Raw genomic sequence first — 26,583 nt, forward strand, 5'->3', positions numbered from 1 at the left:
CCTTTGTTCCGGTGGATGCCAGCATCATCGCTCAATGGGTTGGCGGCTCATTTCGGGTATCGTTCGAGTGGCAAACCGCCGCCGGCGTGTCGCTGGGGCAATCGGGCAGCACTACCATCACCGTGGTCGGCACCAAGGTCTTGATGCCGGCCCCCGATGTCAGCCCTATCGAGCTGGGGTTGATTCCGGCAGGTGAAGACATCACGGTCACCCTGCCGTTTTACGAACCCCATGACCCCGGCTGGCTGGAATCACTGTTCATCACCCACGTACCGTCGGGGGGCGGCAATGCCCTTGTCTACCGTCAAGATCAACTGGCAGGCGCTCAGGGGGGCACCTACACAGTGCACGCCGCCGAGCTGGAACAGTTCAATGGGCTGGGTCACATTGATATCTATTACGAAACCAACGACGGTGTCGTTCATATTCTGGGCGGCAATGCCCTGACGACTCGGCGCTCCCTGATGCTGGGCGCCCAAATCGGCGAGCGCGTGGCCGACATGCCCGCGCCCCGTCTGCAAGGTGCCGTGGGCAACAACGTCAACCCCGCTGACGTTACAGGCAGCGATGTACTGGTCACGTTCACTTACCTCGGTACCCAGCCCGGCGACAAGCTCCATTGGTCTTGCATCGGCTCGGGCCTGGGCGGCTCCGCCAACGGTACCCTGGACATCAATGCCGCCACCGCAGGCCGGGAACTGCCCTATCCGGTCACCCGCGACATTCTCGACAAAAACAACAACGGCAGTTTACGCATCAGCTACAGCCTGGAACGCCAAGGCCCGCCCCGGGTGGTATTGCGTTCGGAAGCCCTGAACCTGACGGTTGGCGTCGGCGTTCAGTTGGAGCGGCCAGAAGTCGAAGAAGCACAGAAATTCCCCGATCGCCTCGACCCCCTGGCGGCCCTGTCAGGCGCCACGGTGCTGGTGAAGTTCCGGCCGATGCTGGCAACCGATCATATTCGTGTGGACTGGATCAGCGCCGACGGTACTGGCAGCGGGGCCGTGAGTGCACACGGCAACCCCAGCACCCACGAAGTGATGGTGCCCATACCGTCCGAGGTCATCGCCAAAGGCATCCGCGAGGGCGGCAATCGCATCAGCGTGCAGTACCACTTCACGCGCGGCAGCTTCCCCTATGAGTCCGATGTGCTGGACCTGGAACTGCTGCCCCTGACCGGGCTGCCCACGCCGACCATCGACGGGGTGGGCGACAAGGTGCTGTTGGTGCTGGCAGAACTCAACGATGCCGCCCGTACGCGTATTCCGGTGTGGAGTTTCATCGCCCCCAACCAACTGATGTGGATGACCTACACAGGGACTTTCGCCGACGGCAGCATTTATAAAGAGCACACCTACACCGCCAACCTGGTGACCCCGAACGGCGTCATCCACGGCATTTTCCCTCCGACCCCGGTGGACAAACTGCGCCTGCTCAAGGATGGCTCACGGCTGACCATCGAGTTCTGGGTCACCTTGTCCGAAAGCTACGACATAAACTCGGCCGTGCTGTTCGGTGTGCGCGAACACACGGTGCAGGCGCTGCCTTCCACCTTGCCCGCCCCGGCATTTGACAACCGGCCGGGCGCGACCCTGACCATCTACCCGCTGGACTATGAAAACACCGCGTCGGTCACGGTGAAATACGACGGCATGAACGGCGAACACGTAATCCGGTTGAAGTGGTTGTTCCCCGATGGCTCCGAGGCCGATATCCCGGCTAAGAATGGTTTGGCCGGCGGTCGTGTGGACTTTGCCATCAGCCAGCAGATCCTCGCCGCCAGCGTGGGTAAAACCGTCGAGTTGATGTATATCGCCATGATCAATGGCAGCCCGGTGGACTCCTTCGAACAACGGCTGACGGTGCAAACGATCCGCGAATCGGACCTGCCACGGGTATTGATCAACGCTAAGGCCAATGGCGACACGCTGGACCTCAACACCTTTACCGGCAACGCCACCGCGGCCCTGGCCAAGTGGCGGTTGAGTATCACGGGGCAACGGGTATGGATCACCTGCAGCGCTCCGGGCGTCACGCCTCTGGAGGTCTTAAGCGCGTATGACATTAACTCACTGGAAGCCAACAATGGCCTGGCGAATAAGACGGTGCTGCGCACCTGGTTGGCGGCGTTGCCGAATAATCAGGAGATCACGATTAGTTGTGCGGTGACGTTTGATGGAAGTACAGATCAGACGAAGGCAGTAAGTTTCCCAGGCACAACTTATACAATCAGAGCTACAGTGGCTCCTCTCACGATTAACACAAACCAGATGTCACTTACCGGAACACTGTACTTAGCTGCCGCGTCGCTGGGGTGGCCAAAACTAGCATACGAGATTAGTCAAACTCGCACAGCGCAAGGTGGCACGCCGCCTTATACTTACTCATCCTCCGCTCCCAGTGTTGCGACAGTCGGGGCAAGTAATGGACGAGTTGTAGCCGTGCGGAGAGGCACGACGACCATTACTGTTCGAGATTCTTCAAATCCAGCCCAAACAGCAAGTTATTCAGTCAACAATCAAGTTATTAGTTATCAAATACTACATAACACGTCACTGCTAACAATGGAACAATGCCGGTCTTGGATCGCTTCAGTAGGGGGAGCTTACATATACGCAGAACAAATAGGACCGCTAATCGGCCAACAATATGGCTCGCCTCATAGCGAGGCCTATTTTACTGGCATTTCAAGATATCAGGGAACTGTGCTGCTCGCAGAAGTTCTTCATTCTTTTGCCGCCCCTATAAACTGGACAGTTGGCACTGCCAATACTTTCGATCCACGTCCGTCAGTTTGTTTACGAGCTATATGACCTGTACTAGGACGGGACAGAATTCCCTGTCCCGTTTTTAACATGCAAAGACAAAAGTGAAAATTATGGGGGACGAATGATCTAAAGTTACTTTCCAATAAGCCTTGACGACAGTCACATGCCTGCACACGACTGGTTTCACGCGGGAGGAAGCAAGCCCCCCACATTTACTGCACCTGATACACCACCGGTGCCTCCCCACCCGCAGCGCGAAAAAAAGTAAGGGAAAGTGTGAAGTCGTTGAATCACATTAACGGGACGACAACGGCTGCCATTCGTCGCCACTGTAAATTCTGACAGTTACCCACCCCACTCGGATGGGAGTTTGATTCTCCTTGCACAACAATCACAGTAACAACACAATATCAGTCCTTCGTTAGTGAATATGAAATCGATGATCAACGACGTAATGAGATATATGTGGAGTCATTCGAGTAATCACTAGCCCACCTTATAGAGAGGTGTGTCATCACAAATGACCCTGTGGGAGAGAGGAGGCTTCTCCCACAGTGGATCTGCCTGGTTTGGAGCAACGGGTTGGCAATACAGGTAAACTCCCCTCCTTTCTCTCTACCCCACGGAGTTCGCCTTGCGTCTGTTCCACACCTCCGACTGGCACCTTGGCCAAAACCTCCATGGCCAGGAACGCGACTTCGAACATGCCTGTTTCCTTGAGTGGCTGCTGCGCCAGATCGGCACTCAGCATCCCGATGCGCTGCTGATCGCCGGCGATATCTTCGATACGGTCAACCCGCCCCTCAAGGCCCAGGAGCGGCTGTATGACTTCATTATCAGCGCCCATGAACAAAACCCCGACCTGACCATTGTGATGATCGCCGGCAACCACGATTCCGGCTCGCGCATCGAGCTGCCGGCGCCGTTGATGCGGCGCTTGCGCACCCATGCCCTTGGCCGCGTGTTGTGGCTCGATGACGGGCAACTGGATGCCGAACGCCTGCTGATTCCGCTGCCGAACGCCAAAGGCAAGATTGCCGCGTGGTGCCTGGCGTTGCCGTTTCTGCGCCCGGCGGAGGTAACCGGTGCCCAGTTGGGCGACGACTACCTGCGCGGCATCGGCCAGGTGCATGAGAAGCTGATCGCCGCCGCCAATGCCAAACGCAAAAAAGGCCAGGCGCTGATCGCCATCAGCCATGCGCATATGGCCGGCGGTTCGGTGTCGGAGGACTCCGAGCGTAGCCTGATCATCGGCAATGCCGAGGCGCTGCCCGCCAGCCTGTTCGACAACAGTGTCGGCTATGTTGCCCTGGGCCATTTGCACAAGCCGCAAAAGGTCAATGGCGAAGAGCGTATTCGCTACAGCGGCTCGCCGATTCCGTTGTCGTTTTCCGAGATCGGCTACAAACACCAGATTCTCGATGTGACCTTCCAGGGCCAATGCCTGGTGGGCGTAGAACCGATTCTGATCCCCCGCTCTGTGGAGCTGCAACGCCTGGACGCCGCACCGCTGGCGGATATCCTCAAGCAACTCGCCGATTTGCCCGACATCGATCTGCTGGCCGAAACCCAGCGCCACCCCTGGCTCGAAGTGCGCGTGCGCCTCGACGAGCCGCAGCCGGACCTGCGCCAACAGATCGAAAGCGCCCTGCACGGCAAGGCCGTGCGTCTGGTGCGCATTGCCGCCGAATACGCCGGTATCCGCAGTGGCAATGAAAGTGACGACGAGCGCCTGATCGAACTCGACCAACTGACGCCCCAGGAGTTGTTCAGCCGCGCCTGGCAGGACAGCTATGGCAATGAAGTGGATGAACAGACCTTGAAGGACTTCGCCATGTTGCTCCAGGAAGTGCAACAGCAGGAGGAGCAGCCATGAAAATCCTCGCCATTCGCCTGAAAAACCTCGCGTCCCTGGCCGGGCCGTTCGAGATCGACTTCACCGCCGAGCCCCTGGCCAGTGCCGGGTTGTTCGCAATCACCGGGCCGACCGGCGCCGGCAAGAGCACCTTGCTCGATGCGCTATGCCTGGCACTGTTTGGCGCAGTGCCGCGCCTGGGCGACACCGGCCAGGCGAAGATGCCGGATGCCGACAGCGATATTTCCATCGGTGACCCGCGCACCTTACTCCGGCGCGGTACCGGCGGCGGCTATGCCGAGGTGGATTTTGTTGGCGTCAGCGGCCGCCGCTATCGGGCGCGCTGGGAGGCCAATCGCGCCCGCGACAAGGCCAGCGGCAAGTTGCAGAACAGCCGGCAAAGCCTGATCGATCTGGACAGCGAGCAACTGCTGGCCAGCCAGAAAACCGAATACAAAACCCAGTTGGAACTAGCCCTGGGCTTGAATTTCGAACAGTTCACCCGCGCCGTGTTGCTGGCGCAGAGCGAGTTCAGCGCGTTCCTCAAGGCCAACGACAACGAGCGCAGCGAACTGCTGGAAAAACTCACTGACACGGCGCTATACACCCAGCTCGGCCGCCGCGCCTTCGACAAGGCCAAGGAGGCCAGGGACGCGCACAAACAACTGCAAGACCAGGCCGTGGGCGTGGTGCCGCTGAGCGCCGAAGACCGCGCCGAACTGGACCGGCAACTGGCCGAGGCTCAGCAGCAGCTCAAGGTGCAGCAAGCCCAGCTCAAGCAACTGGAAGCGCAGCACACCTGGCTCAAGGAACTGCGCGAATGGCAGGAGCGCCAGCTCGACGCCACGCAACAGCTGCAACGGGCCCAGGCCGACTGGGACAGCCTGGGCGCGCAGCGCGAAGACCTCAGTCGCTTGGAGCAACTGGCGCCGCAACGTCATCACTTCGCCCGCCAGACCGAGCTGGCCGCGGAGCTCACCCCGCTGGCCGCGCAGATTCAGCAGCACATCGCGCAGCAGGCCCAGTTGCTGACGCGTCAGGACCAGGCCCAACAGCAGCAAGCCAGTGCCCACGCCGCATTGGAGGCCGCGCTGCAAGCCCAGAGCGACGCCGTACCCTTGCTGCGCCAGGCCTTCGACGGGCAAAACAGCCTCGCCCATTTGACTAAAGACCTGGCCAAGCACAGCGCCGACCAGCAGCAACAGGCCGCCGCCAGCAGCGAAGGCCAAGCGCGCCTCAGCGCGTTGCAGGCCAAACAGGCCGAAGTTGCCGAGCGCCTGCAACGCATGGCCGACGACCTTGAGCGCAGCGCCGCGCTGGCGCCCCTGACCGATGCCTGGACCGCTTACCGCGACCGTCTGCAACACTTGATGCTGATCGGCAATCGCCTGAACAAAGGCCAGGCCGAACTGGCACAACTGGAACACCGCGCCAACACCACCGCCGAAGCCTTTACCGGTCAGCGCGACGCCTTGGCCCTGCTGTACCAGGAAGCCGGCGCGGAGCCCCAGGCGGTGGCCGAGCAGATCCAACTGCTCGCCAGCCTGTTGCAGGACAATCGCAAGCAGCAACGAGCCGTCGAAGACCTGACGCGGCTGTGGGACAGTCAGCAGCAGCTGGATCAGCAGGCCGCCACCCTCACCCAGAAACTCGCCGACGCCCAACAGCGACGCGAACTACTGAACCAGGCCGGCCTGCAAGCCAAGGCCGATCTGAGCGTGGCCGAGCAGACGCTGACGGTGACCCAGCAGCTGCTGGAACGTCAGCGCCTGGCCCGCAGCGCCAGCGTTGAAGAGTTGCGCGCACACTTGCAGGACGGCCAGCCGTGTCCGGTGTGCGGTAGTCACGAGCACCCCTATCACCAACCCGAAGCGTTGCTGCACAGCCTTGGCCGGCATGACGACAACGAGCAAGCCACGGCGCAACAGGCGGTGGATGCACTCAAGGAGAAACTCACCGAGCTGCGGGGCGAAGTGGGCGGTTTGATCGCCCAGCAAAAGGAATTTCTGCACCAGCAGGAGCAGTTAGCCGCGCAACAACTGGCGCTGAAGCCAAGCCTGGACGCCCACCCGCTGAGCGCCGCGCTGTTCAATCAGGATGGCCCCCAACGCAGCCCCTGGCTGGCAACCCAACTGGCTCAGCTCGGCCAGAGCATCAGCCAGGACGAGCAGCGCCAGAGCGCCCTGCTCAACCTGCAACAGAACGCCGGGCGCCTGCAGCAGCAACTGCAAGCGGCCCAGGACGCGAGCCAACAAGCCCGTCAGCAATGGCTCGACCAGCAGCGCGAACTGGCCAATGACCGCGAGCGCCTGGAACAGGAACTCAACGCATTCGCCAGCCTGGTGCCCGCCGACACCCTGGACGGCCTGCGCAACGATCCGGCCGCGACCTTTATGCAGCTCGATCAACAGGTCAGCCAGCGCCTGGAACAGTTGGGCCATCAACGGGATGAACGCGAAGAACAGCAGGAACGTCAGCAGGTCATCGAAAAAGAACAGACCCATCAACAGCATCGTCAGGCGCAATTGGAGTCGCTGAGCCAGCAAGTGGCCGAACTGACCCGCCAGCAACAGGCCGCCGCGCAAGCCCTCGCCGAGCTGTTGGGCCCTCATACCAGCGCGGAACACTGGCAGCAGCAGCTGGAGCAAGCGGTGGCGCAGGCGCGTCAGAGCGAGAGCGACGCCAACCAGCAACTCCAAGACACCCGCACCACCTTGATCCAACTGGCCGCCGACCTTAAGGCGTGGCAGGCACGCCAACAGGCGCTGCACACCGAACAACAGGCGCTCGATGCGCGCCTGAGCCAATGGCGTGCATCGCACCCGGAACTGGACGATGCCGGTCTCACTCGCTTGCTGGGCATGGATGACACGCATGTCAGCGCACTGCGTCAGCGCCTGCAAACCAGCGAAAAAGCCGTGGAGCAAGCCAAGGTCTTGCTGCAAGAGCGCGAACAACGCTTGGCTGAACACCAGGCCCTGCACAATGGCAACCTCGACGCCGAACAGTTGGACAACCACCTCGCCGCGCTCAGCCAGCAACTGGCCGATGCGGAGAAACAGTGCGCCGAACTGCGCGCGCGCCAGGCCGAAGACCAACGTCGCCAGCAGGCCAACAACGTGCTGGCCGAGCAGATCGCCAAGGCCTATGAAGAATGGCAACGCTGGGCCCGGCTGAATGCCCTGATCGGTTCGGCCACCGGCGACACCTTCCGCAAGATCGCCCAGGCCTACAACCTGGATCTGCTGGTGCACCACGCCAACGTGCAACTGCGCCAGCTGGTGCGGCGCTACCGCCTCAAGCGCGGCGGCAGCATGCTCGGTCTGTTGGTGCTCGACACCGAAATGAGCGATGAACTGCGCTCGGTGCATTCGCTGTCCGGCGGCGAGACCTTTCTGGTGTCGCTGGCCCTGGCCCTGGGGCTGGCGTCGATGGCGTCCAGTACCTTGAAGATTGAGTCGTTGTTTATCGACGAAGGCTTCGGCAGCCTCGACCCCGAATCCCTGCAATTGGCCATGGACGCACTGGACGGTTTGCAGGCCCAGGGGCGCAAAGTCGCCGTGATTTCCCACGTCCAGGAAATGCATGAACGCATCCCGGTGCAGATCCAGGTCAAGCGTCAGGGCAATGGCCTGAGCACGTTGGAGGTCAAATGAGCGAAGCGTTGCTGTACTCGTTCCGCCGCTGCCCCTACGCCATGCGCGCGCGGCTGGCGTTGCGCTACAGCGGCGTGGCGGTGCGCATCGTCGAGGTGAGCCTGAAGGCCAAGCCGCAAGAGATGCTGACACTCTCGCCCAAGGGCACGGTGCCGGTGTTGAGTGTGGACGGCCAGGTGATCGACGAAAGCCTGGCGATCATGCAGTGGGCCCTGGCCCAGCACGATCCCGACGATTGGTTGCTGGGCGGCGACCCGGCGGTGCTGGCGCTGATTGCCGAGAATGACGGCGGGTTCAAGAATAGTTTGAATCGCTACAAATACGCCGAACGCTACCCGGAATACCCGATGGAACACTACCGGGCCGAAGGCGCAGTGTTCTTGCACACTCTGGAAGGTTTGCTGGCTGAGCGCGCCTACTTACTGGCCGAGCACCTCAGCCTGGCGGACATGGCGCTGGCGCCGTTCGTGCGTCAGTTCGCCCACGTAGACCGCGATTGGTTTGTCCGTGCGCCCTACCCGCGCTTGCAGCAATGGCTGGATGAGTTCCTGCAATCGCCCTTGTTTATCGGCGTGATGGCCAAGGCGTAAGGTGTGCCAGCGCGTTAGCCCTGGGCCAAATTCAACAATCGCTCATGAGCCACTTCCGGCTCGCCTTCCAGGGGCTGCACGGAGGACAGGATCGGGGCGGAATACAGAAACAGGATTGCTGCAGCGAGTCGAAGGGCCATGCTGTCGTTTCCAGGAATAGACGCGTCAAAAATTGAGCGTCAAATTTAAACACATGGCAATGTGATATTACAGCGACTTTTTTCACCCCAGGCAAAAACGCCAAACCACTCGAACGCCGATTGACGTTCCAGTGGTTTGGCGTCTGCTGCTGTGCAGGGCTCAGTGTTGAGTTTTGTGATCCAGCGCGGCGTAGAAGTTGGCGCTTTGTTGCAGGTATTTCTGAGTGTAGGCACTGGTGCTGGACTTGCGACCGGTGACTTCCACGCTGGCAGCCGCCGGCAAGGCTACGGTGGCGGAAACAGCGGAAGCGGCGATGATGGAGAACAGGTTCAAATTCATGTCGGTAACCCTTGTGTGCGGTTGGTTGAGTGGCCGGTGAAGGCCTTGGAACCCAACTTACGCCCGAGGGTTGAACCTTAGAAATGCTTTGAAACAGTAGCCGCTATTAATGCAATTAATACAAAAGCTCAGGCCCCGGCGTACGGGGCCTGTGGCTTATTGACGCACCAGGAATTTGAGGTCGCTAGGGGCATCGATCGGCAATTTTTGCACGGTTTTACCCAGCAGGCCGGTCTTGGCGTCGCGCTCGACCACCACGATTTCATTGCTTTTCTGGTTGGCGATCAGCAGGAACTTACCGCTCGGGTCCAGGCTGAATTCGCGCGGATGGTCACCTTCCACGCTGCGGCGTTGCAGCTCGGTGAGGTGCGCGGTGGCCGGGTCCACGCCAAACACGATGATCTGGTTGGCGGTGCCGCGGTTGCTTACGTACAAGAACTTGCCGTCACTGGACGCATGCAGCGCCGCGCCGGCCTTGTCGGACACTGGTTGCCCGGCGGCGAAGTCGACCAGTTGGGTTTGCGTGAGTTTGCCGTCGGCGTAATCGAACACCGCGACCTGAGCGCTCATCTCGGTGGTCAGCCAGGCGTGCTTGCCATCGGCGCTGAACAGCAAATGGCGCGGACCGCTGCCCGGCGGCAAGGGCACCGAGGCCGGGTCGGCCGGGGTCAGGGGCAGTTCATGGTTGGCCTTGGGGTCGTAGCGGTAGACAAAAATCTTGTCCGCCCCCAGGTCATTGGCGAACACGTACTTCCCGTCCGGCGACGACACCACCGCGTGCACATGGTTGGAGGCCTGGCGCTGCGGGTTGACCCGACTGGCCGGGTGCCCGCTCAACTGCACCGGTGCCGATAACTTGCCAGTGGCGTCCACCGGCAGGATCGCCAGGCTGCCGCCCGGGTCTTCCAGTACCGAATAGTTGGCGACGAACAGGTGACGACCGTCTGCGGCGACGCTGGAGTGGGTCGGCTCGTTGCCCAGGCTCTGCACTTGGTTGATCAGTGTGAGCTGGTGATTTTTCGGGTCGATGGCGTAGCTGCTCACGCGCCCCACCGCATCCTTCTGGCCGGGGCCATTTTCATTGACCACAAACAGCTGCTTCTGGTCCTTGGACACCGTCAGCCACGACGGGTTGGCGGCCTTGGCCGCCAGCACAGGTTTGCCCTGGAACTGCCCGGTGCGGCTGTCGAATTGCAGGCGGTAAATGCCTTCGCTGGAGCCGGCGGTGTAGCTGCCCACCAACAGTTCATAGGTGTCTGTCGGCGCGGCCTGCGCCGACATGGCACCGACACTGCCGGCCATCAGCAGCGGCCAGAATTTACGCATCATCATGCTCGTCTTCCTCGTCATTATTGTTGCCGGTGAAGGCGTTCATGCACACCAGGCGGTGTTCGCCCGAATCACCGGTGAGGGTCCAGCTTTTCAAGGCGTCGTCAAAGTTTGCCGCCTGCACCTGCGTCAGGCTGAACGACCAGCGCTTTTCGGCGCGGCCGTCCATGCAGGTAATGCGCAGGCCTTTGTCGTCGGAAGTGAAATCAAAGGCATGCAAGCCATCGATTTCGAGCATGTCAGCGTTGTTAAGTTCAGCGGGCAGGCCGGTAGCAGTCATCGGGATCAGTCATCAGGAAGAAAGGCGCTGATGATAGGCCAATCCACCCTCGCCTGGCGCGCTTTGTGCGCTTGCGGTAACCGGTTATGCCTGGTCTGCGCGACGGCTTTGTCATGCTCGGCACCTTCTCATAACGCGATGGAATGCCAATGCCCGACTCAACCCCCGTCCACCCCGCCCCCCTGCTGCCGGGGGTGACCAACACCGCAGCGCAGGCGGTCGCCGCTCACTTTGCCGGGCTGCCGGACGTGGCCCACGTGGTCAGCCAACTGCTCAGCGATGCCATTGCCCAGCGCTACCCTGCCCTGGGCCTCGACATCTCAGCGACGCGCCTGGCCACGCCCAACGGCAAGCAGTGGGTGTTTCGCCCGCTGCTCTCTGTGGTGCAGGACTACCTGGGCGGCACCGCCAACCTGGATTTCAGCGACATCGGCAACCTGAGTTTCTACCTCACCACCAGCCCGCCGCGTCGGCTGACACTGCCGCAAGACGGCAAATCGCGGCTGGACATGCAGGTCATCGAGGGGCTGATCAAAGAACTGGCGGACACGGTTCCCGTGGGTTTGCAGAACGCGCTGAACGATTACTGGCGCGACCACACCGGCAACGGCCAATGGCGCTGGATGGCCCGCATGCTCCAGGACACCCTGCATATCGCCGCCCTGCGCCGGACCGACCTGGCGGAACCGGCCCGACAAACCCTCGACCAACTGACCGCCACCCCGGACCGTGAGCAACGCATGAGCCGCCACGGCGCCCAGGCGGTATTGGCCTATTGCCTGGAAACCACCCTGCGCAGCGCCGAGCGGAGTGTCACGGTGCTCGACCCACACCTGGTGCTGACCCGCCCCACCAATGGCGCTGCAACGGTATTGTTGTGCAGCCCCGGCGGCACTATCGAAGCGTTCCCGTCCATGGATGCGTTGACCCAGGCCTGGGGCCAACGCATGGCGTCCGGTTATCACCTCGACGAAGTGCTGATCCAACGCTACGAACCGGACGGCGATATATTCGACCATCAAGCCGCGCTCATCCTCAATCAACAGTTGGAACACCTGGGCGCACTGCGACTGCCGGCCAACGGCGGGTTCGCCGCGCTACAGGCGCACTGCCGCGGGCTTGTCGACCCGACGGCGTACTTTCTCGACGCGCCCAGCGTGCCCACGAATCTGTTGGCCACGCTACGCACCCATTTGCCCGCCGGCCTCAAGGACGCCGACAGCAGCGCCCAGGCCGCCTACCGCCGCTACAGCCTGGCCCTGGCCAGTGCCAAGCGGCGTGGCGGCGGCCGCACCTTTCTGAGTGGCATCCCGGATATTCACGCCTTCACCGTCGCCAGCCTGCTGCGCGAGCTGCAAGCCGACGCGGTGCGCCTTGAAGGCGTGGCACAGGCCGACGTGGCGGCACTGGACCCCGACCAACTGGAACTGACCTTTGCCATTTCCGCCGGTTACCCCGGCACCGTCGGCATCACCCAGCACGAACGCATGAGCCTCACCAACCTGGCGATCAATAACCTGAGCGCACGCCCCAGCGGCGAGATGCGCATCGCCCATCGCGCCGGCCTGACAGTCCCGGGTTGGCTGACCGCCGACTACCTCACCGGCTCGAACGGCCTGATCGAACGCGTCGACATCGGCCTGCATTACCCGCGACTGCTGGAGGACCAATTGCTGGGCCCCGGTGAAGAAACCCGTCGACGCGAAACACTGTTCGCCGACCAGCTCACCGCGCAACTGCCGCTGCTGGCCCTGGAGCAAAGCCTGCGCGGCGCCAATGGCATGACCCGCGACGGCGCCCGGCGTGTGGCCGCGCTCATGGCCCTGACGGTGGCCGATCAGCAGGGCGTGGTCATTCGCCACCTGGCACTGTTGCGCCATCCGGCGGCCAGCCCCGACGTGGTGACCAACATGTACCTGATCGAAGCCCAGGACATTGCCAGTGGTCCCCATATCCTCTATCGCCCGCTTTACGCCCAAGCCTTGCTGGAATTCCCCAGCCGCGCAGCGCTGTTGGAGGCCATCGCCAGCCCGGGTGAGGTGCAGAACAGCGTATTGCTGTGGATGAGCGATAGCGCGCGCCCGGTGTATGCCAACGGCGGTTTTCGTCAGCCCCATTACCTGCGTTTTGGCCAGGGCGATGAATTCAGCCCCCTTCGCACGCCTGGGCAGGCCACCCTGTCGGAGGACGGGCTGAACGATGAACTGCATCAATGCCTGATCACCGGTCGTCTGATGCAGTACCTGTACAGCAGCAACGCCCGCGCGTTGGTCGCCCAGGCGGCCCGCGAATCGGTGTCCAACCACGAAAGCCGCTGGAAACTGCTGCTCGAAGGTGGCGGTTTGTTGTTCGGTGGGGTGCTGTACCCGTTGTTACGCGGCCCGCTGTTGCTCACCACCTGGCTGGGCAATCTCTACAACAGCCTTAAACAAGACATTCAGGGCCTGAACGCCATGGATGCGCAAACGCGGGAGTTGGCCAGTGTCGACCTGTTGCTGAACCTGGGCCTGTCGTTGTTCGAAGGCCCGCCGTTGCCCGCTGGCGCCACTGCCCCAGCACGGAGCCGGCGCCCGCCCCTGGCATTGCCGCGCCAGCTCGCCGAGCGATGGCCGGCCCCGCCCGCGCCGCGTATCCATCAAGGCAGCGTCGGGTTGCCCGGTGTATTGCCGGGCACCGACAAAGCGCTATTGGACTTCAGTTTCGCTCAATCCCACTGGCGCCTGACCGCCAGTCAGCGCGCACGCCTGAACAGTTACAGCACCACGCCGCCGCCCGATGTGCCCGAACCGGTGGCGAGCGGGCCGCACAAAGGCTTGTACCGCATCGACAACCAGTGGTACGCCCAATTGGACGGTCAGTGGTACCGGGTATGGATGGAAGCGAATACTGGCGACGTACTGATCGTCGACCCCGTCGACAGCGACCGCCGTGGCCCGCCCTTGCGCAATGATCGACAGGGGAACTGGAGCGTGGATACGCGCCTGCGTCTGCGCGGCGGTATGCCGTCCAACCGCATCGCCGCACGGCGTCAGCTCAATGCCAAGCGCGTCGAGACCTTGAGCAGCGAGTACCGCCACTTTCTGGGCCAGCAAACCCAACAGCAAAAGCGCGTGGACGTGGCCCAGGCCGTCATGGAGAAGACCCAGGACGACCCGCGCTTCACACCGGCACAGCGCGCCGAAAAACGTCGGCAATTTGAAAACGCGCTGCTGACCCAGACCCAGGCATACCAACAGATTCTCGACAGCGTGCAGGAACGACGGGAGCTGAGTATCCCGCTGTCGACGCAAACCGTCGCAGCCCTGATGGAAAACCTGGTCAACAACGGGCGCAAACTGGTGGTCATCGCCGAAACTGATCGCCAAGCGCTGTACACGGCCAATGCACCGTTCACGCGCCTGGGCGCGGCGTTGAAACAGGCGGTGCTGGCCAACCGCGCCGGCCACGAGCAATTTATCAAGGACCTGCTGGCGATCAACGAGCGCTCGATCCAGTGGCTGAAGGTCAAGGACCGTTACCTCGCCCAACTGCACGAACTGGGCGGCCTGGGCCTAGACGCCTTTACCCGCCTGACCCAGGACCGCCCCGACGAAATCAGTGTGCTGGCGATCCAGGCCTTGCAGATTCGCACCCTGCGCTGGCTGGCGACGCGAGGGTCCGACTCGGTGCGGCTCGACAGGCTCGACACCCTCATAGCACCGCTGGTCGAGCAGGTGCGAACCCACAGCGAACTCAATGCCCTGGAGCTGCCCGCCAGTGAGCGCATCAGCGTGCTGGAGAGCCTGGTGGAACACTACGGACGCGCCCTGGACGCCCTGCAAGGTCTGAACATCGTCGATGTGGAAGGCCTGGAGCAAAGCTATTCGGCGCCCCTGTTCACGCTGATCGAGGAGCTGTATCAGGACGTCAACCTGCAACTGGCCAACGCCATTCAGCCAAGCGATCCCAGCCCCGTGCGTACGCCGAAGCGCCAGCCGACGGCGCCGGGCAAACCGCAGAAAAAAGTCATCCGCACGCGGCGCAAAGGCACCCTGATCGGCGACTTGAAGCCAGCCGGCAGCAGCCTGCCGATTGAAGTGGTGGAGGTGCGTTCGGAAGAGAGCAACCAATTGCTGAGCCTGTACTCCCAGGACGGCGATGAATGGGTCGAGTTCAAAGAACCCCTCGCACCGCCGCCGCCCGCCCCCTCCCGTGGCTTGAGCCTGGTCAAGGGTGAAGCCCGCAAATTGCTGGCCATGCTCGACGCCCACCTGCAACGTGCGCAGCGCTACCGCAGCGTCTGTCGTCATCCTGAGGAAGTGCAGGAAATCCTGCATTACGAGGGTACGCGCTACGACAGGTTGGCCACCGAACTAGACCGCACGATCCAGGCCCTGCCCCTGGCCGAACGCCTGGCCGCCGACCTGGCGCTGGCCAGCCAGCTGCGCGAGGCCGGCATGCGCCTGACCCGCCAGGGCGATGCCTTGCGCCTGCAATTGAGCCTGGAATTGCCCCCCACCCACGGCAACCTGGAATACCTGCTCGCGCAGAAACAAGTGGCCATCGCGCGCTACAGCGAGCGTGTGCCACTGAGCGGCGAGCGGCGCGATTTTATCCAGGAATACGCCGTCACCGACCTCAATGGCGCACCGCTGTGGTACGCGCACTTTCATTACCCCAAACACGACACGCCCAAGGCCGACTACAGCGTCGCGCACCTGAAAACCAAAGCCCAGCAGAAGCAAAGCTACTACTCGCTGCTGGCCAAAACGCAAAACCCTCAGGCGGTGGTGAACGTACACCGCGGCTTGATCGGCAAGGCCCTGGCCGAGCGTTGGTTTCTGCCGCTGGCGCCGTAAGCATCGCCCTCCCATCAAGCATCAAGAAAGGACTCCCCCCATGCCCAGCCCCGATCACCTGATCCTCGCGCACGCCGTACAGGCGCGCTTCCAGGCGCGGCCGACCCTGCGCTCGGCCACCGCGCAGCGACTGAGCGACAGCCTCAAAGAACTCAGCCCGCCCCTGACCCGGCCACTGTCCGAGCTATACCTGGCCCACCCACGCGACGGTGGCGGCCGCGCCTTGCCCTCTGTGCTGCAAGTGGCCCTGACCTACCTGGCCAACGGCACCCTGCCCGACCTCGCCACCCGCGCCGGACTCGACGCCTACCTGAGCGATGCCAGCGGCAACCGCTTGACCGAACCCGCCGTCCCTCTGAACGACCTGCAACGCATCATCCGCGAGCTGCCAACCCTGCTGCCGGCGACATTGCAAACCGCGCTAAGCAGCTTCTGGGACGAGGTTGACAGCGCCGGCATCAGCCACTGGCAATGGCTTGGCGAAGTGCTGCACAGCCTGTTTCGCCAGTGTGCGATCAGCCAATCGACCAGCGACCGCGAGCAACTCCAGGCCCTCACCGCCCTGGCGCGCTACCCGGCACGCGAAGCGCGCCGCGAGCAAACCGCCCCGGACAACAGGGTGTATGCCTACACCCTGGAAGCCCTGTTGGTACGCGACCAGACCCGGCTTACCCTGCAATGCAGCGAGCTGTTGATCGTCAGCGGCGAACGCGTCTGGCTGTATAGCCTGCCCGGCACCGTGGAAGCCTTCGCCAGTTTGCAAGCCTTCGGGCAGGCGTGGGGCGAGCGCCTGGAGGCGCGCTACCTCGCCGACCGGATCACCTGGCGCCAGTACGAGCCCGACGGCGACATCTTCGAGCTACAAGCCGCGCTGCTGCTCAACCGGCAATTGGACGATCTGGCGGCGTTGCGCCTGCCCGCCCATAGCACGTTGGCCGATTTGGAAAGCCAAGTGGCTGCCCTCACCGACCTGGCACCTGGCTTTATCAGCGCGCCAACCACGCCGGCGCAGCCCCTCGATGCCGTTGACAGCGCACTGCCCGCCTGGCTGAAAAACGCCTCCGTCAGCGAGCGCTTCAGCTATCGCCAATGCCTGCTGGAGCAGGCCAGCCTGCGTCGCCTCAACGACGCTGCGGGCTACCTGGACGGCATCGACGATATCCGCCGCTTTGCCGCCCGCCGCCTGAACCCGCAACTGTGCCAGGCGCGCAATGCGGCGCTCAAGCGCCAGGACCGCTGCACCGATGAGTCCGCGCTGGCCTATCGCGCTGAAGACCTGCAACTGACCTTTGCGGTGTCCGTCGGCACTCTGCAAAGCGGCTATGTGCAACCGGTGACCCTGAGCCTGGTGGACCTGGCGCTGAAAAACCTCTGCGGCAAACCCAGCGGCAGCGTTACCCTGCATCACCGCTCCGGGCGGCCCATCGAAGCCTGGCTGACGCCGGACTACCTGATGCGCCTGGTGCAACAGGTGGACATCGGCCACACCTACCCCGCTTACCTGCGCGAACAATTGCTGGCGCCCAATGCGCAGGCGCAGCGACGTCAGCAGTTGTTTATCCAGCAGCATCCGGTGCGGCTCAAACTGCAAGCCCTGGAAGCCTTGATCAAGGGTGAGGCCGGGCTGACCCGGCGCGGCGTGCGCTATGTGTGCGCGGTGCTGGGCGCAAGCCGTGCGCAGCGTTGGGTGCAAGGCACCGAAATCATCATGCGCCCGCTGGCCTTCAAACGGAAAGCCGACGCCCAGGCCGACACGGTGCCCAACATGTTCATCATCGAAGCGCGCAACGGCCAGGAAGGTCCGCACCTGCTCTACCGCCCGGCCTATCAGCCGGCGCTGTTGGAGTTCCCCAGCCGCGCACAGTTACTGAGCGCCATCACGCGCCCCGGCCCGCTGCAAGACAGCGTGCTGACCTGGCTGCCCGACAGCGCGCGGGCGATCTACAGCAATGGCGGCTTTCTGGAGCCCCATATCATCCGTTTCTACCAGGGTTCGGAGTTCGACGTATTGCCCAGCCGTCCGAGCCCGGCGACCCTGGCCGAGGCCGACGACGAGAGCGCGGATGAAATGCGCCTGTTCCTCAACAATAATCGGCTGCTGGAATACCTGTTCGGCGCCGAAGCCCGGCAATTGGTGGAACTGGCCGAGCGCGAGTCCACCTCCAACAGCGAAAGCCGCTGGGCTCTGCTGCTCGAAGGCGTGCAACTGGGCTTCAACACCCTGCTGGTGGTAGCCCGGGGACCATTGGCCGTGGTGGGCTGGATGCTGCAAATGATGCAGGGCCTCAGGCAAGACCTGCCGAACCTGCAAAGCGCCGATCCGGTGGCGCGGGAATTGGCCTGGGTCGATCTATTGCTCAACATCGCCATGGTGCTGATGCACCAGGCCCAGGCGGGCGATACGCCGATTGAGGCGACGCGGCACGCACAAACACAGGCCCGCCTGCCCCTGCGTCGGCCCCTGAGCCAACCGCTGCGCATGCGCCAGGCGGATATTCGCCGCGGCACGGTGGGCCTGCCTGCCGAGCCGCCCGGCGGTGGGCGCACCCTGCTGGACTTCGACCGCTCCCTGGCCAGCGACAGCGCCGCCGGGCGTCTGTTGGACAAACTGCTGAGCGTGCACAAACCTTGGCCGCAACCCACCCCGAAAGCCATGGACAGTGGCGCGCTTAAGGGCTTGCTCAACATCGACGGACGCTGGCACGCCTCGGTCGGCGGGCTGCTGTTTGAAGTGTCGGTGGTGCCGGGCTTTGGCGAGGTGTACATCATCCATCCCGAGAAGCCCGAGCACCCCGGTATCAAGCTCAAGACCGACGGTCAGGGCCACTGGCGCCTGGATCGCGGGCTCAAACTCGAAGGGGGCGGGCCCAAGCGCATCGCGGCGTTGCGCGAGGAAAGCCGACGCCGCAAAGAGGCGCTGGTGGAACGCCTGCAAACCTTGAGCGCCGATATCCCACCGCTGATGCGCCCATTGGAGCAGGCGCTGGACAGCCTGGCCGACGCCGACAAACGCCTGGCCGACCAGAGCCGTGTGCTGAAGCTGACCTGGAACCTGCTGGACAAAGCCAGCGAGCAGCAAAAACCCGCGCTGCGGCAACGCCATGGGCTGGAGGTGCAACGCCACAGCACGCTGCGCGCGCAGTTCGAGATTCTGCTGGAGCGCCTGAGCGAACGACTGGACGAGAGCGTCCACCTACGCCAAGAACTGGTGAGCGTCGGGCAACAGTTGGAACAGGTGGGCGGTGCCGGCGTGCATGTGCAAGACCGCGCCAAAGTGCTAGAAACCCTGTGGAACCAGCAGTTTTCCCTGCATCACTACCAGCGCAACTGGGCCAATGCCTTGCTGTTTTCCGACCGCGGCGAACCCATGGCCCAGGTCGAACGGCGCATGATGGTCGAGCGCGCCTTCGGTAACCTGAACGCCTATTACGAACACGTCGCCCGCAGCATCGACATGGCCGATGCGCTTGAACGGCTGGCCACCACCGCCACCGCGCTGGAGGACACTCTGGAACGTTTGGAGCAAGACTCCGCCGCCGGGCGCGCAATCCGTCAGAAGCTGCTGGCACTGATCATCGAGCCGCAGAATTTCTTCGGTGAGAACATGCGCCTGCGTGCGCTGTCGTCGCTGGCGAGCGTGGTCATCGTCGATACGGGTGAACACTTGCCGCCCCAGGAGGCCCTGTATGTGGAGCGCCTGGACCGCCTCGATATCCACCAGGCCGTGCAGTCGCACATCAGCGTGCGCAGCAGCGAAGGCTTCGCCCTGGACGATCAACGCAACCTGTATGAAAGCCTGCTGGACAGCTACCGCAGCTACGCCAACGGCGTACAGGCGCTGAAGGCCATCAACCCCGCGCGCTTGAACGCCAGCATCGTCGAGCGGTTTGTCCAGCGTCTGGATCATGCGCAGACCCTGGCCCGGACCGAGCTGGAAAACGTCGTTCGCGCCCAGGAAGCCCTGGCCGTGAGCGTGTCGCTGGCGAAAACCCTGCGCAGCAAGCCCGCCACAAGCCGTGTGTTCAAAACCCGCAAGCGTCGCTACCGGGTCGGCGAGGTGACGCGCGGCACTCGGCAGCAGGAACAGCTGACCATCACCGACAGCTTTACCGGCAGCCCCATCAGCACCTTCGAAGCCACGCCCGACGGCTGGGCGCAGGTGCTTGAAACCCCTGAGGCGCCCGCTGTAATCACCCCACCCAAGCCGTCCTTCGCCACCCTGCGCGAAGAAGGCCGTGGGCTGATCCGTCAACGCGCGGCGATTGAGCGCACCATCGACGCCCAGCAGCTCAAGCTCGACGACCCACGCACCCGACAATCCATCGACCCGGCGGACTGGGACCATTGGCTCGACACCCAGGCGCGCCAACTCGATGGGGTGGCCGACGCGCTGGCTGGGGAGCATGCCAACCAAACCAGCGCCATGGACCTGGCCGAGGAGTTTCGCAACCATGCACGGGATATGCGCCGTACAGCGGAGCAACGCTGCAGCGCGGCGTATAAAAAACAATGGCCGAGCCTGGACGGCATCGATTACCTATGGCGCCACCAACAGATCGATATCAACTTGACCAGCCTGGCCGACCCGCAGCGGCCCACCTTGAGCGGGGATTTTTTCACGGAGTACGCGGTGTACGACAAGGCCCAGAAACCGCCGCAAGTGTTGTGGTACGCGCACTTTCACTACGCCAGCGCCACCGCACCGGCAGCCGAATACACCCGTGCGCACCTGAAACTGCCCGAACAGCGCAAGTACACGCAAAAAGACTTGTTGAAGGCTCCGGTGCAAGCGCGCTTGCTTGAACACAGCGAGCCGGGGGCGGTGCCGCTGCGCAGCATTTTGTATGTGCGCATCACCCCGCCGCTCGACCGCTTGTTCCTGGCCATCGCACCGCCCGCGGCGACCCGTGCCTGAAGCACGGGCCGCGCACCGGTCAGTGGGCGAACAGTGAGTTGCCCTTCTGGCCGGCCAGTTTCTCCGGCTTGATCAGGAAGCGTGCCAGGGCCGGCAGCAGCCACAGCGCACCGAACATATTCCACAGCAGCATAAAGGTGAGCATCAGGCCCATGTCGGCCTGGAACTTGATGGCCGAGAAGATCCAGGTGCACACGCCGATCGCCAGGCACAGGCCGGTGAACAGCACGGCTTTACCGGTGGATTTGAGGGTCTGGTAATAGGCTTCCTGCAACGGCAACCCCGCACGCAGGAAGCTTTCCAGGCGGCTGTAGATGTAGATGCCGTAGTCCACGCCGATCCCCACGCCCAGGGCGACCACCGGCAAGGTCGCCACTTTGACGCCGATGCCCATAAACGCCATCAGCGCGTTGCCCAACACCGACGTCAGCACCAGCGGCAGCACGATGCACAGGGTCGCGGCCCAGGAACGGAAGGTGATCATGCACATGGTGGCCACGCACAGGTACACCAGGATCAGGATGGTCAGCTCCGACTCCTTGATCACCTCGTTGGTCGCCGCCTCGATCCCCGCGTTACCGGCGGCCAGGATAAATTCCAGGCCGTCCTTGTTGTTTTCTTTGGCGAATTCCTGCACCGCATGCACTGCGCGGTCGAGGGTCTCGGCCTTGTGGTCGTTGAGGAACACCAGCACCGGCGCCAGGGAGCAATTGTTGTTGTACAGGCCGTCGGCGCGGGCGATGGAGTTGTTCAGCACATCGGGGTTGCGCGACAGGGTTTCCCATTTCAGGTTGCCCTCGTTCATGCCCTTGATCATCTGCTTGGACACGGTCACCAGCGAGATCGCCGACTGCACGCCCTCGGTGTTCTGCATCTTCCACATCAATTGGTCGATAGGCGCCATGGCTTCATAACGCGAACAGCCTTCGGCCTTGGTCTTGACCATCACCACCAGCACGTCGGAGCTGGTGGAGTAGTTGCTGATGATGAAGTTGTTGTCTTTGTTGTAGCGCGAATCCGGGCGCAGCTCCGGCGCGCCTTGATCCAGGTCGCCGATCTTGAGGTTCTGGCTATACCAGAGGCCGCCGCCGAAGGCGACCAACGCCAGGGCGATGGAGATCGGTGCAACTTTCGGGCTGGCAAAGTTCGACAGCAGGCGCCAGAACGGATGTTCGCGGTTTGCGTCTTTCTTGCTCTTGGCAATGGCGCGCCGGCTGATGCCGACATAGGAGATCGCCACCGGCAGCAGGATCAGGTTGGTGAACACGATCACCGCCACGCCGATGGACGCGCCGATGGCCAGTTCGCGGATCACACCGATGTCGATGATCAGCAGGGTGATGAAGCCCACTGCGTCGGCGAGGATCGCGATCATGCCCGGCAGGAACAACTGCCGGAACGTGCGGCGCGCCGCGGTCAGCGCGTTATCGGCCTCGCTGGATTGCAGGGCGATACCGTTGATCTTCTGCACGCCGTGGGAAATACCGATAGCGAAGATCAGGAACGGCACCAGCATCGAATACGGGTCCAACCCGAAGCCGAAAAAGTGCATCAGCCCCAGTTGCCAGATCACCGCCACCAGGGTGGTGCTCAACACCGCGATGGTGCTGCGCAGGCAATTGGTGAACCACAGCAATAGCACCAGGGTGATGACGAACGCGACGCCGAAGAACATCACCACCATCACCAGGCCGTCGATCAGGTCGCCGACCTTCTTGGCAAAGCCGACGATATGGATCTTGACGTTAGGGTTCTGCGCTTCGAACTTGTCGCGGATCTTGTCTTCGAGTTCGTGGGAGAACTTGCGGTAGTCCAGGGCGAGCAATTTGCCCTGGTCCTGCGGGTCCGGGTACGACTCCAACAACGGGATATCGACGATGCTCGATTTGAAATCGTTGGACACCAGACGCCCGACTTGTCCGGACTTGAGCACGTTGTTGCGCAGTTGATCGAGGCTTTGCGGCGAGCCGTTGTAGCTCTGCGGGATCACCTCACCACCGGCGAAGCCTTCTTCGGTCACTTCGGTCCAGCGTACGCTGGGGCTCCACAGCGACTTGAGACCCGAGCGGTCGACGCCGGAGATATAGAACACCTCGTCGTTGATCTGCCGCAGAGTCTCCATGTACTCCTTAGTGAAAATGTCACCGTCCTTGGCTTCCACCGAGATACGCACCGTGTTGCCCAGGTTGGCCAGGTCGTTGCGGTGCTCCATCATCTTTTCGATGAAGGGGTGCTTGAGGGGGATCATTTTTTCGAAGCTGGTGGACGGGCGAATCAACGTCGCTTGCCAGAACAGGAACGCACTCACCAACAGGCAGATCACGATCACCGCCGGGCGATTGTTAAAAATCAGGCGCTCAAGAAAGGTCGCTTTATCGTTGTGATGACTGCTCATGCTTTCTCTGCCTTCTTATTGTTTTTCGAGTTCAGCGCCGGTTGGCTGGGCGACGCGCACACCGCCCTGCCCGGCCAGAATCAGGTTGCCATTGCCGGCCGCGGTCACCGCCGAGAGGGAAATGCGGTCCGGACGGTTGAAAACGCTGAAGGTCTGACCGTCGTCGTGGCTGACCACCACGCTGCCACCGTTGCCCACCACCACCAACGAGCCATCTTCGAGCAAAGTGGCGCCCGATAAACCGAACTCCAGGGCACCGCGCGCGGCCTTGAGTTCGACCTGTTCCCAGGTGCTGCCGAAATCCGTGGAGCGGTAAAGATTGCCGCGCAAGCCATAGGCCAGCAGCGTTTGCGGCTGGGCGGTGCCGATCACACCAAATAGCGAACCCTCGTAGGGGCCTTCGAGTTTTTCCCAGGTCTGGCCGTCGTCGCTGGAACGGAACATGCTGCCCTGCTCGCCGACGATAAACAGCCCGGCGTCCTTGATGGCGGCGATGGCGTTGAGGTGAAACTGGTCTTCGTTGTCGAGGCGGTCGCTGACATCTTCCCAGGTGTTGCCGCCGTCGTTGGTTTCCAGCAACGCACCGTAGGCGCCGACGGCCAAGCCGTGGCTAGCGTCCTTGAACCAAACGTCGAGCAACGGCGCTTCGCGCTTGAGGTCTTGATACTGCTGGGTCCACGTGGCGCCGCCGTCGCTGCTGGCGAGGATCTGCGCATCGTGGCCGACGGCCCAGCCGTGTTTGTCATCGACGAAAAACACGGCGGTGAGCAATTGCCGGGTGGGGACTTTGGCCTGGGTCCAGGTGGCGCCCTGGTCATCGGAATAGAGGATATGCCCGCGATCACCGACCGCCACCAGGCGTTTGCCGGCGTGGACCACGTCGATCATCAGGCCTTTGGCGGCCTTGGGGGATTCAATCGCAAACACCGCGGCGGCGGGGGTATCGCTGGCGGCCTGGACCGCAGTCGGCCATGCAACGGCGCCAAACAGCGAGAGCGCTGTGGCCAGCAACGCAACTCTGCGTGCGGCGCGTGGGCGGCAGACAACCCAACCCATGACAGGCTCACTCATAGACCTTTCTCCCATTTATTATTGTTAGGTCTTGCCATCCCGGGCTCTGAAACCTGCAATCTAGAGCGCCTGGAGGAAGCTGGCGCCATCCTATCGGGCTTTCGAATCGTCTGACAATCGGTGCTACGTTATGTTTTGTTAACTGGCGGCGTTTGGCCATGCGGTGAATATAGCCGCATTCGTCAGGCTGATTATGGCGGGCATGCTGAATTTTTATTCTATCTATTGAATTTCGGGAATTTTTATTCCATTAATAGCCTTCCTCACAACAATAATCCAAAGGAACAAAGGCTATGCGCGAACTCGGAATCGGCCTGATCGGCACAGGCTTTATGGGCCGTGCCCACGCCCTGGCGTTCAATAACACCCGGGCGGTATTCGAATTGCCGGTGCACCTCAAGCTCGCCGCCCTGGCCGATGCCGACACCGAACGCGCCCAGCGCTGCGCGCGCGCCTGGGGTTTTGCCCAGGCCCACGGCGATTGGCAGGCGCTGATCGACGATCCCGCCGTCGACGTGGTGGCCATCACCACCCCCAACCACCTGCATTACCCCATGGCTATGGCAGCGATTGCCGCCGGTAAGGCGGTGTACTGCGAAAAACCCCTGGCTGTCAGCCTTGAACAGGCCGACGCCATGCGCCGGGCGGCGAGCACTGCCGGGGTGGTGACGCGGGTCGGTTACAACTATCAGCACAACCCCATGATCGGCCTGGCGCGGCAGATGATTGCCAACGGCGAGCTGGGCGAGATCATCAGTTTCCAGGGGGAATTCAGCGAAGACTTTATGGCCGACCCGCAGTCGCCGTGGTCATGGCGCTGCGAAGTCGAACATGCCGGCGGCGCCCTGGCGGACCTGGGCAGCCACTTGTTGTCGATGGCGCGTTATCTGGTGGGCGACGTCGTCAGCGTGTGCGCCGACACCCAGACCGTCCACGGCCAGCGCCCTGCGGTCAGCGGCAGCGCCGAACGCAAGGCCATCGCGGTGGACGATCAGGTGCATGCCCTGTTGCGCTTCGCCAATGGCGCGCGCGGCACAGTGAGCAGCAGTTGGCTCAAACACGGTTATAAGAACCACCTGAGTTTTGAGATCAGCGGCACACAGGGCACATTGGCGTTCGATCAGGAGCGTTTGAATGAACTGCGCCTGTACCGCGTCGGCCAGGACGGTTTCCAGCGCCTGCTGGCCGGCCCCGCCCTGCCCGGTTACGCGGCCTTCAGCCCGGCGGCGGGGCATCAACTGGGCTACAACGAATTGAAAACCCTGGAAGTGCAGGAGCTGATCATGGCGGTGGCCGGCCAGGGCGCGGACGGCACTGACTTTGAAGCGGCGTGGGCCGTGGAGCGGCTGGCGACAGCGATTCGCCTGGCGGCCCGCGAGGAACGCTGGGTCAACGTGAGCGCGGTCTGACACTCCACGCAAATCCTAAAGGCTGACAAATAATTCTGTGGTGAGCCGGCTTGCCCTGCGCTGGGCTGCGAAGTGGCCCCACACCCAGGCACCTCGGAGAGTCAGCTGAAACCACATCGCCTGGAATGGCTATCAAAGGTGGGAGGGGGCTTGCCCCCGATAGCGGTGCATCAGCAAAAAAAGCAACAGGCTGACACTCCGCCATCGGGGGTAAGCCCCCTCCCACCTATAGATCAGCTGCATACATTTACATCAGCGAGCAGGCTTGCCCTGCGCTGGGCCGCGAAGCGGCCCCACACCCAGGCACCTCGGAGAGTCAGCTGAAACCACATCGCCTGGAATGGCTATCAAAGGTGGGAGGGGGCTTGCCCCCGATAGCGGTGCATCAGCAAAAAAAGCAACAGGCTGACACTCCGCCATCGGGGGTAAGCCCCCTCCCACCTATAGATCAGCTGCATACATTTACATCAGCGAGCAGGCTTGCCCTGCGCTGGGCCGCGAAGCGGCCCCACACCCAGGCACCTCGGAGAGTCAGCTGAAACCACATCGCCTGGAATGGCTATCAAAGGTGGGAGGGGGCTTGCCCCCGATAGCGGTGCATCAGCTAAAAAATACACAGGCTGACTCCACCATCGGGGGCAAGCCCCCTCCCACCTTTAGATCAGCTGCATACATTTACATCAGCGAGCAGGCTTGCCCTGCGCTGGGTCGCGAAGCGGCCCCACACCCAGGCACCTCGGCGTGTCAGCTGAAACCATATCGCCTGGAATGGCTATCAAAGGTGCGAGGGGGTTTGCCCCCGATAGCGGTGCATCAGTAAAAAAACACACCGGCTGACACTCCGCCATCGGGGGCAAGCCCCCTCCCACCTTTAGGGATGGTCTGAAGTAGCCATGTATTTCCCCGGCATACCACCTAGCGCAACTTTTAAACTCGCCAAATGATCAAAAAACAATCAATTCGACGAGTATTTCTTACGTTTTCGCCACCCGGACCC

Annotated in this window: 13 protein-coding genes; 7 read left to right on the forward strand and 6 right to left on the reverse strand. The window is 62.4% G+C overall.

All coding sequences use genetic code 11. The features are described from left to right. The 4 genes from FIV35_RS29745 to FIV35_RS28445 all read left to right on the forward strand — a co-directional run. Positions 1–2,813 (forward strand): Ig-like domain-containing protein (locus tag FIV35_RS29745; RefSeq protein WP_170245426.1); only part of this gene is annotated, 2,813 nt, incomplete at its 5' end. Positions 2,814–3,402: 589 nt separating this feature from the next. After that, positions 3,403–4,644, forward strand: a complete 1,242-nt coding sequence (locus tag FIV35_RS28435) for an exonuclease SbcCD subunit D C-terminal domain-containing protein (protein WP_034138358.1) — start codon at positions 3,403–3,405, stop codon at positions 4,642–4,644. Next, positions 4,641–8,279: an AAA family ATPase gene (locus FIV35_RS28440; RefSeq protein ID WP_034138359.1), complete on the forward strand. Its 3,639-nt coding sequence runs from the start codon at positions 4,641–4,643 to the stop codon at positions 8,277–8,279. The genes FIV35_RS28435 and FIV35_RS28440 overlap by 4 nt, the downstream gene beginning before the upstream one ends. Continuing rightward, the gene (locus FIV35_RS28445) at positions 8,276–8,869 is read left to right on the forward strand and encodes a glutathione S-transferase (protein WP_034138360.1); all 594 of its coding nucleotides are present in this window, start codon (positions 8,276–8,278) and stop codon (positions 8,867–8,869) included. Before FIV35_RS28440 ends, FIV35_RS28445 begins: the two co-directional genes overlap by 4 nt. A gap of 14 nt (positions 8,870–8,883) precedes the next feature. Here FIV35_RS28445 and FIV35_RS30140 read toward each other — a convergent pair whose 3' ends face one another. The 4 genes from FIV35_RS30140 to FIV35_RS28460 all read right to left on the reverse strand — a co-directional run bounded on the left by FIV35_RS30140 (position 8,884) and on the right by FIV35_RS28460 (position 10,958). Then, entirely contained in the window at positions 8,884–9,009 is a 126-nt protein-coding gene (locus FIV35_RS30140) for a hypothetical protein (protein ID WP_256203866.1), read from the reverse strand. Between the two features lie 160 nt (positions 9,010–9,169). After that, positions 9,170–9,349 (reverse strand): hypothetical protein, encoded by a 180-nt coding sequence (locus tag FIV35_RS28450; protein WP_034138361.1) that lies wholly within the window; start codon positions 9,347–9,349, stop codon positions 9,170–9,172. Positions 9,350–9,505: 156 nt separating this feature from the next. Then, a complete protein-coding gene (locus FIV35_RS28455) occupies positions 9,506–10,681 on the reverse strand; it encodes a lactonase family protein (protein WP_034138362.1) in 1,176 nt (391 codons plus the stop codon). After that, positions 10,668–10,958, reverse strand: a complete 291-nt coding sequence (locus tag FIV35_RS28460; RefSeq protein WP_034138363.1) for a DUF5629 family protein — start codon at positions 10,956–10,958, stop codon at positions 10,668–10,670. Before FIV35_RS28460 ends, FIV35_RS28455 begins: the two co-directional genes overlap by 14 nt. Positions 10,959–11,107: 149 nt before the next feature. Between FIV35_RS28460 and FIV35_RS28465 the strand changes: the two genes are divergently transcribed. Beyond that, positions 11,108–15,796, forward strand: coding sequence for a dermonecrotic toxin domain-containing protein (locus FIV35_RS28465; protein ID WP_052198964.1), 4,689 nt, complete (start codon positions 11,108–11,110; stop codon positions 15,794–15,796). A gap of 40 nt (positions 15,797–15,836) precedes the next feature. Next, the gene (locus FIV35_RS28470) at positions 15,837–20,711 is read left to right on the forward strand and encodes a dermonecrotic toxin domain-containing protein (protein WP_034138364.1); all 4,875 of its coding nucleotides are present in this window, start codon (positions 15,837–15,839) and stop codon (positions 20,709–20,711) included. 19 nt (positions 20,712–20,730) lie between these two features. Here the strand turns inward: FIV35_RS28470 and FIV35_RS28475 are convergent, their stop codons facing one another. Then, complete coding sequence (locus FIV35_RS28475; RefSeq protein WP_034113911.1) at positions 20,731–23,106, reverse strand: efflux RND transporter permease subunit; 2,376 nt, start codon at positions 23,104–23,106, stop codon at positions 20,731–20,733. A gap of 15 nt (positions 23,107–23,121) precedes the next feature. Further along, entirely contained in the window at positions 23,122–24,162 is a 1,041-nt protein-coding gene (locus FIV35_RS28480) for a WD40/YVTN/BNR-like repeat-containing protein (protein ID WP_034138365.1), read from the reverse strand. 308 nt (positions 24,163–24,470) lie between these two features. On the opposite strand from FIV35_RS28480, the gene FIV35_RS28485 reads away from it, so the two are divergent. Further along, on the forward strand, positions 24,471–25,586 hold the full coding sequence (locus FIV35_RS28485) for a Gfo/Idh/MocA family protein (RefSeq protein WP_034138366.1): 1,116 nt from the start codon (positions 24,471–24,473) through the stop codon (positions 25,584–25,586). Positions 25,587–26,583 lie beyond the last annotated feature (997 nt).

Origin of the sequence: Pseudomonas rhodesiae, from assembly GCF_007858255.1 — a bacterium.
Classification (GTDB): domain Bacteria; phylum Pseudomonadota; class Gammaproteobacteria; order Pseudomonadales; family Pseudomonadaceae; genus Aquipseudomonas; species Aquipseudomonas rhodesiae.

Excerpts from the sequence above, each read along its gene's own strand:
- FIV35_RS28470 (WP_034138364.1), top strand. The coding sequence starts at position 15,837 with ATGCCCAGCCCCGATCACCTGATCCTCGCGCACGCCGTACAGGCGCGC.
- FIV35_RS28445 (WP_034138360.1), top strand. The coding sequence starts at position 8,276 with ATGAGCGAAGCGTTGCTGTACTCGTTCCGCCGCTGCCCCTACGCCATG.
- FIV35_RS28480 (WP_034138365.1), bottom strand. The coding sequence starts at position 24,162 with ATGGGTTGGGTTGTCTGCCGCCCACGCGCCGCACGCAGAGTTGCGTTG.
- FIV35_RS28460 (WP_034138363.1), bottom strand. The coding sequence starts at position 10,958 with ATGACTGCTACCGGCCTGCCCGCTGAACTTAACAACGCTGACATGCTC.
- FIV35_RS28455 (WP_034138362.1), bottom strand. The coding sequence starts at position 10,681 with ATGATGATGCGTAAATTCTGGCCGCTGCTGATGGCCGGCAGTGTCGGT.
- FIV35_RS28465 (WP_052198964.1), top strand. The coding sequence starts at position 11,108 with ATGCCCGACTCAACCCCCGTCCACCCCGCCCCCCTGCTGCCGGGGGTG.
- FIV35_RS28450 (WP_034138361.1), bottom strand. The coding sequence starts at position 9,349 with ATGAATTTGAACCTGTTCTCCATCATCGCCGCTTCCGCTGTTTCCGCC.
- FIV35_RS28485 (WP_034138366.1), top strand. The coding sequence starts at position 24,471 with ATGCGCGAACTCGGAATCGGCCTGATCGGCACAGGCTTTATGGGCCGT.
- FIV35_RS28475 (WP_034113911.1), bottom strand. The coding sequence starts at position 23,106 with ATGAGCAGTCATCACAACGATAAAGCGACCTTTCTTGAGCGCCTGATT.
- FIV35_RS30140 (WP_256203866.1), bottom strand. The coding sequence starts at position 9,009 with ATGGCCCTTCGACTCGCTGCAGCAATCCTGTTTCTGTATTCCGCCCCG.
- FIV35_RS28440 (WP_034138359.1), top strand. The coding sequence starts at position 4,641 with ATGAAAATCCTCGCCATTCGCCTGAAAAACCTCGCGTCCCTGGCCGGG.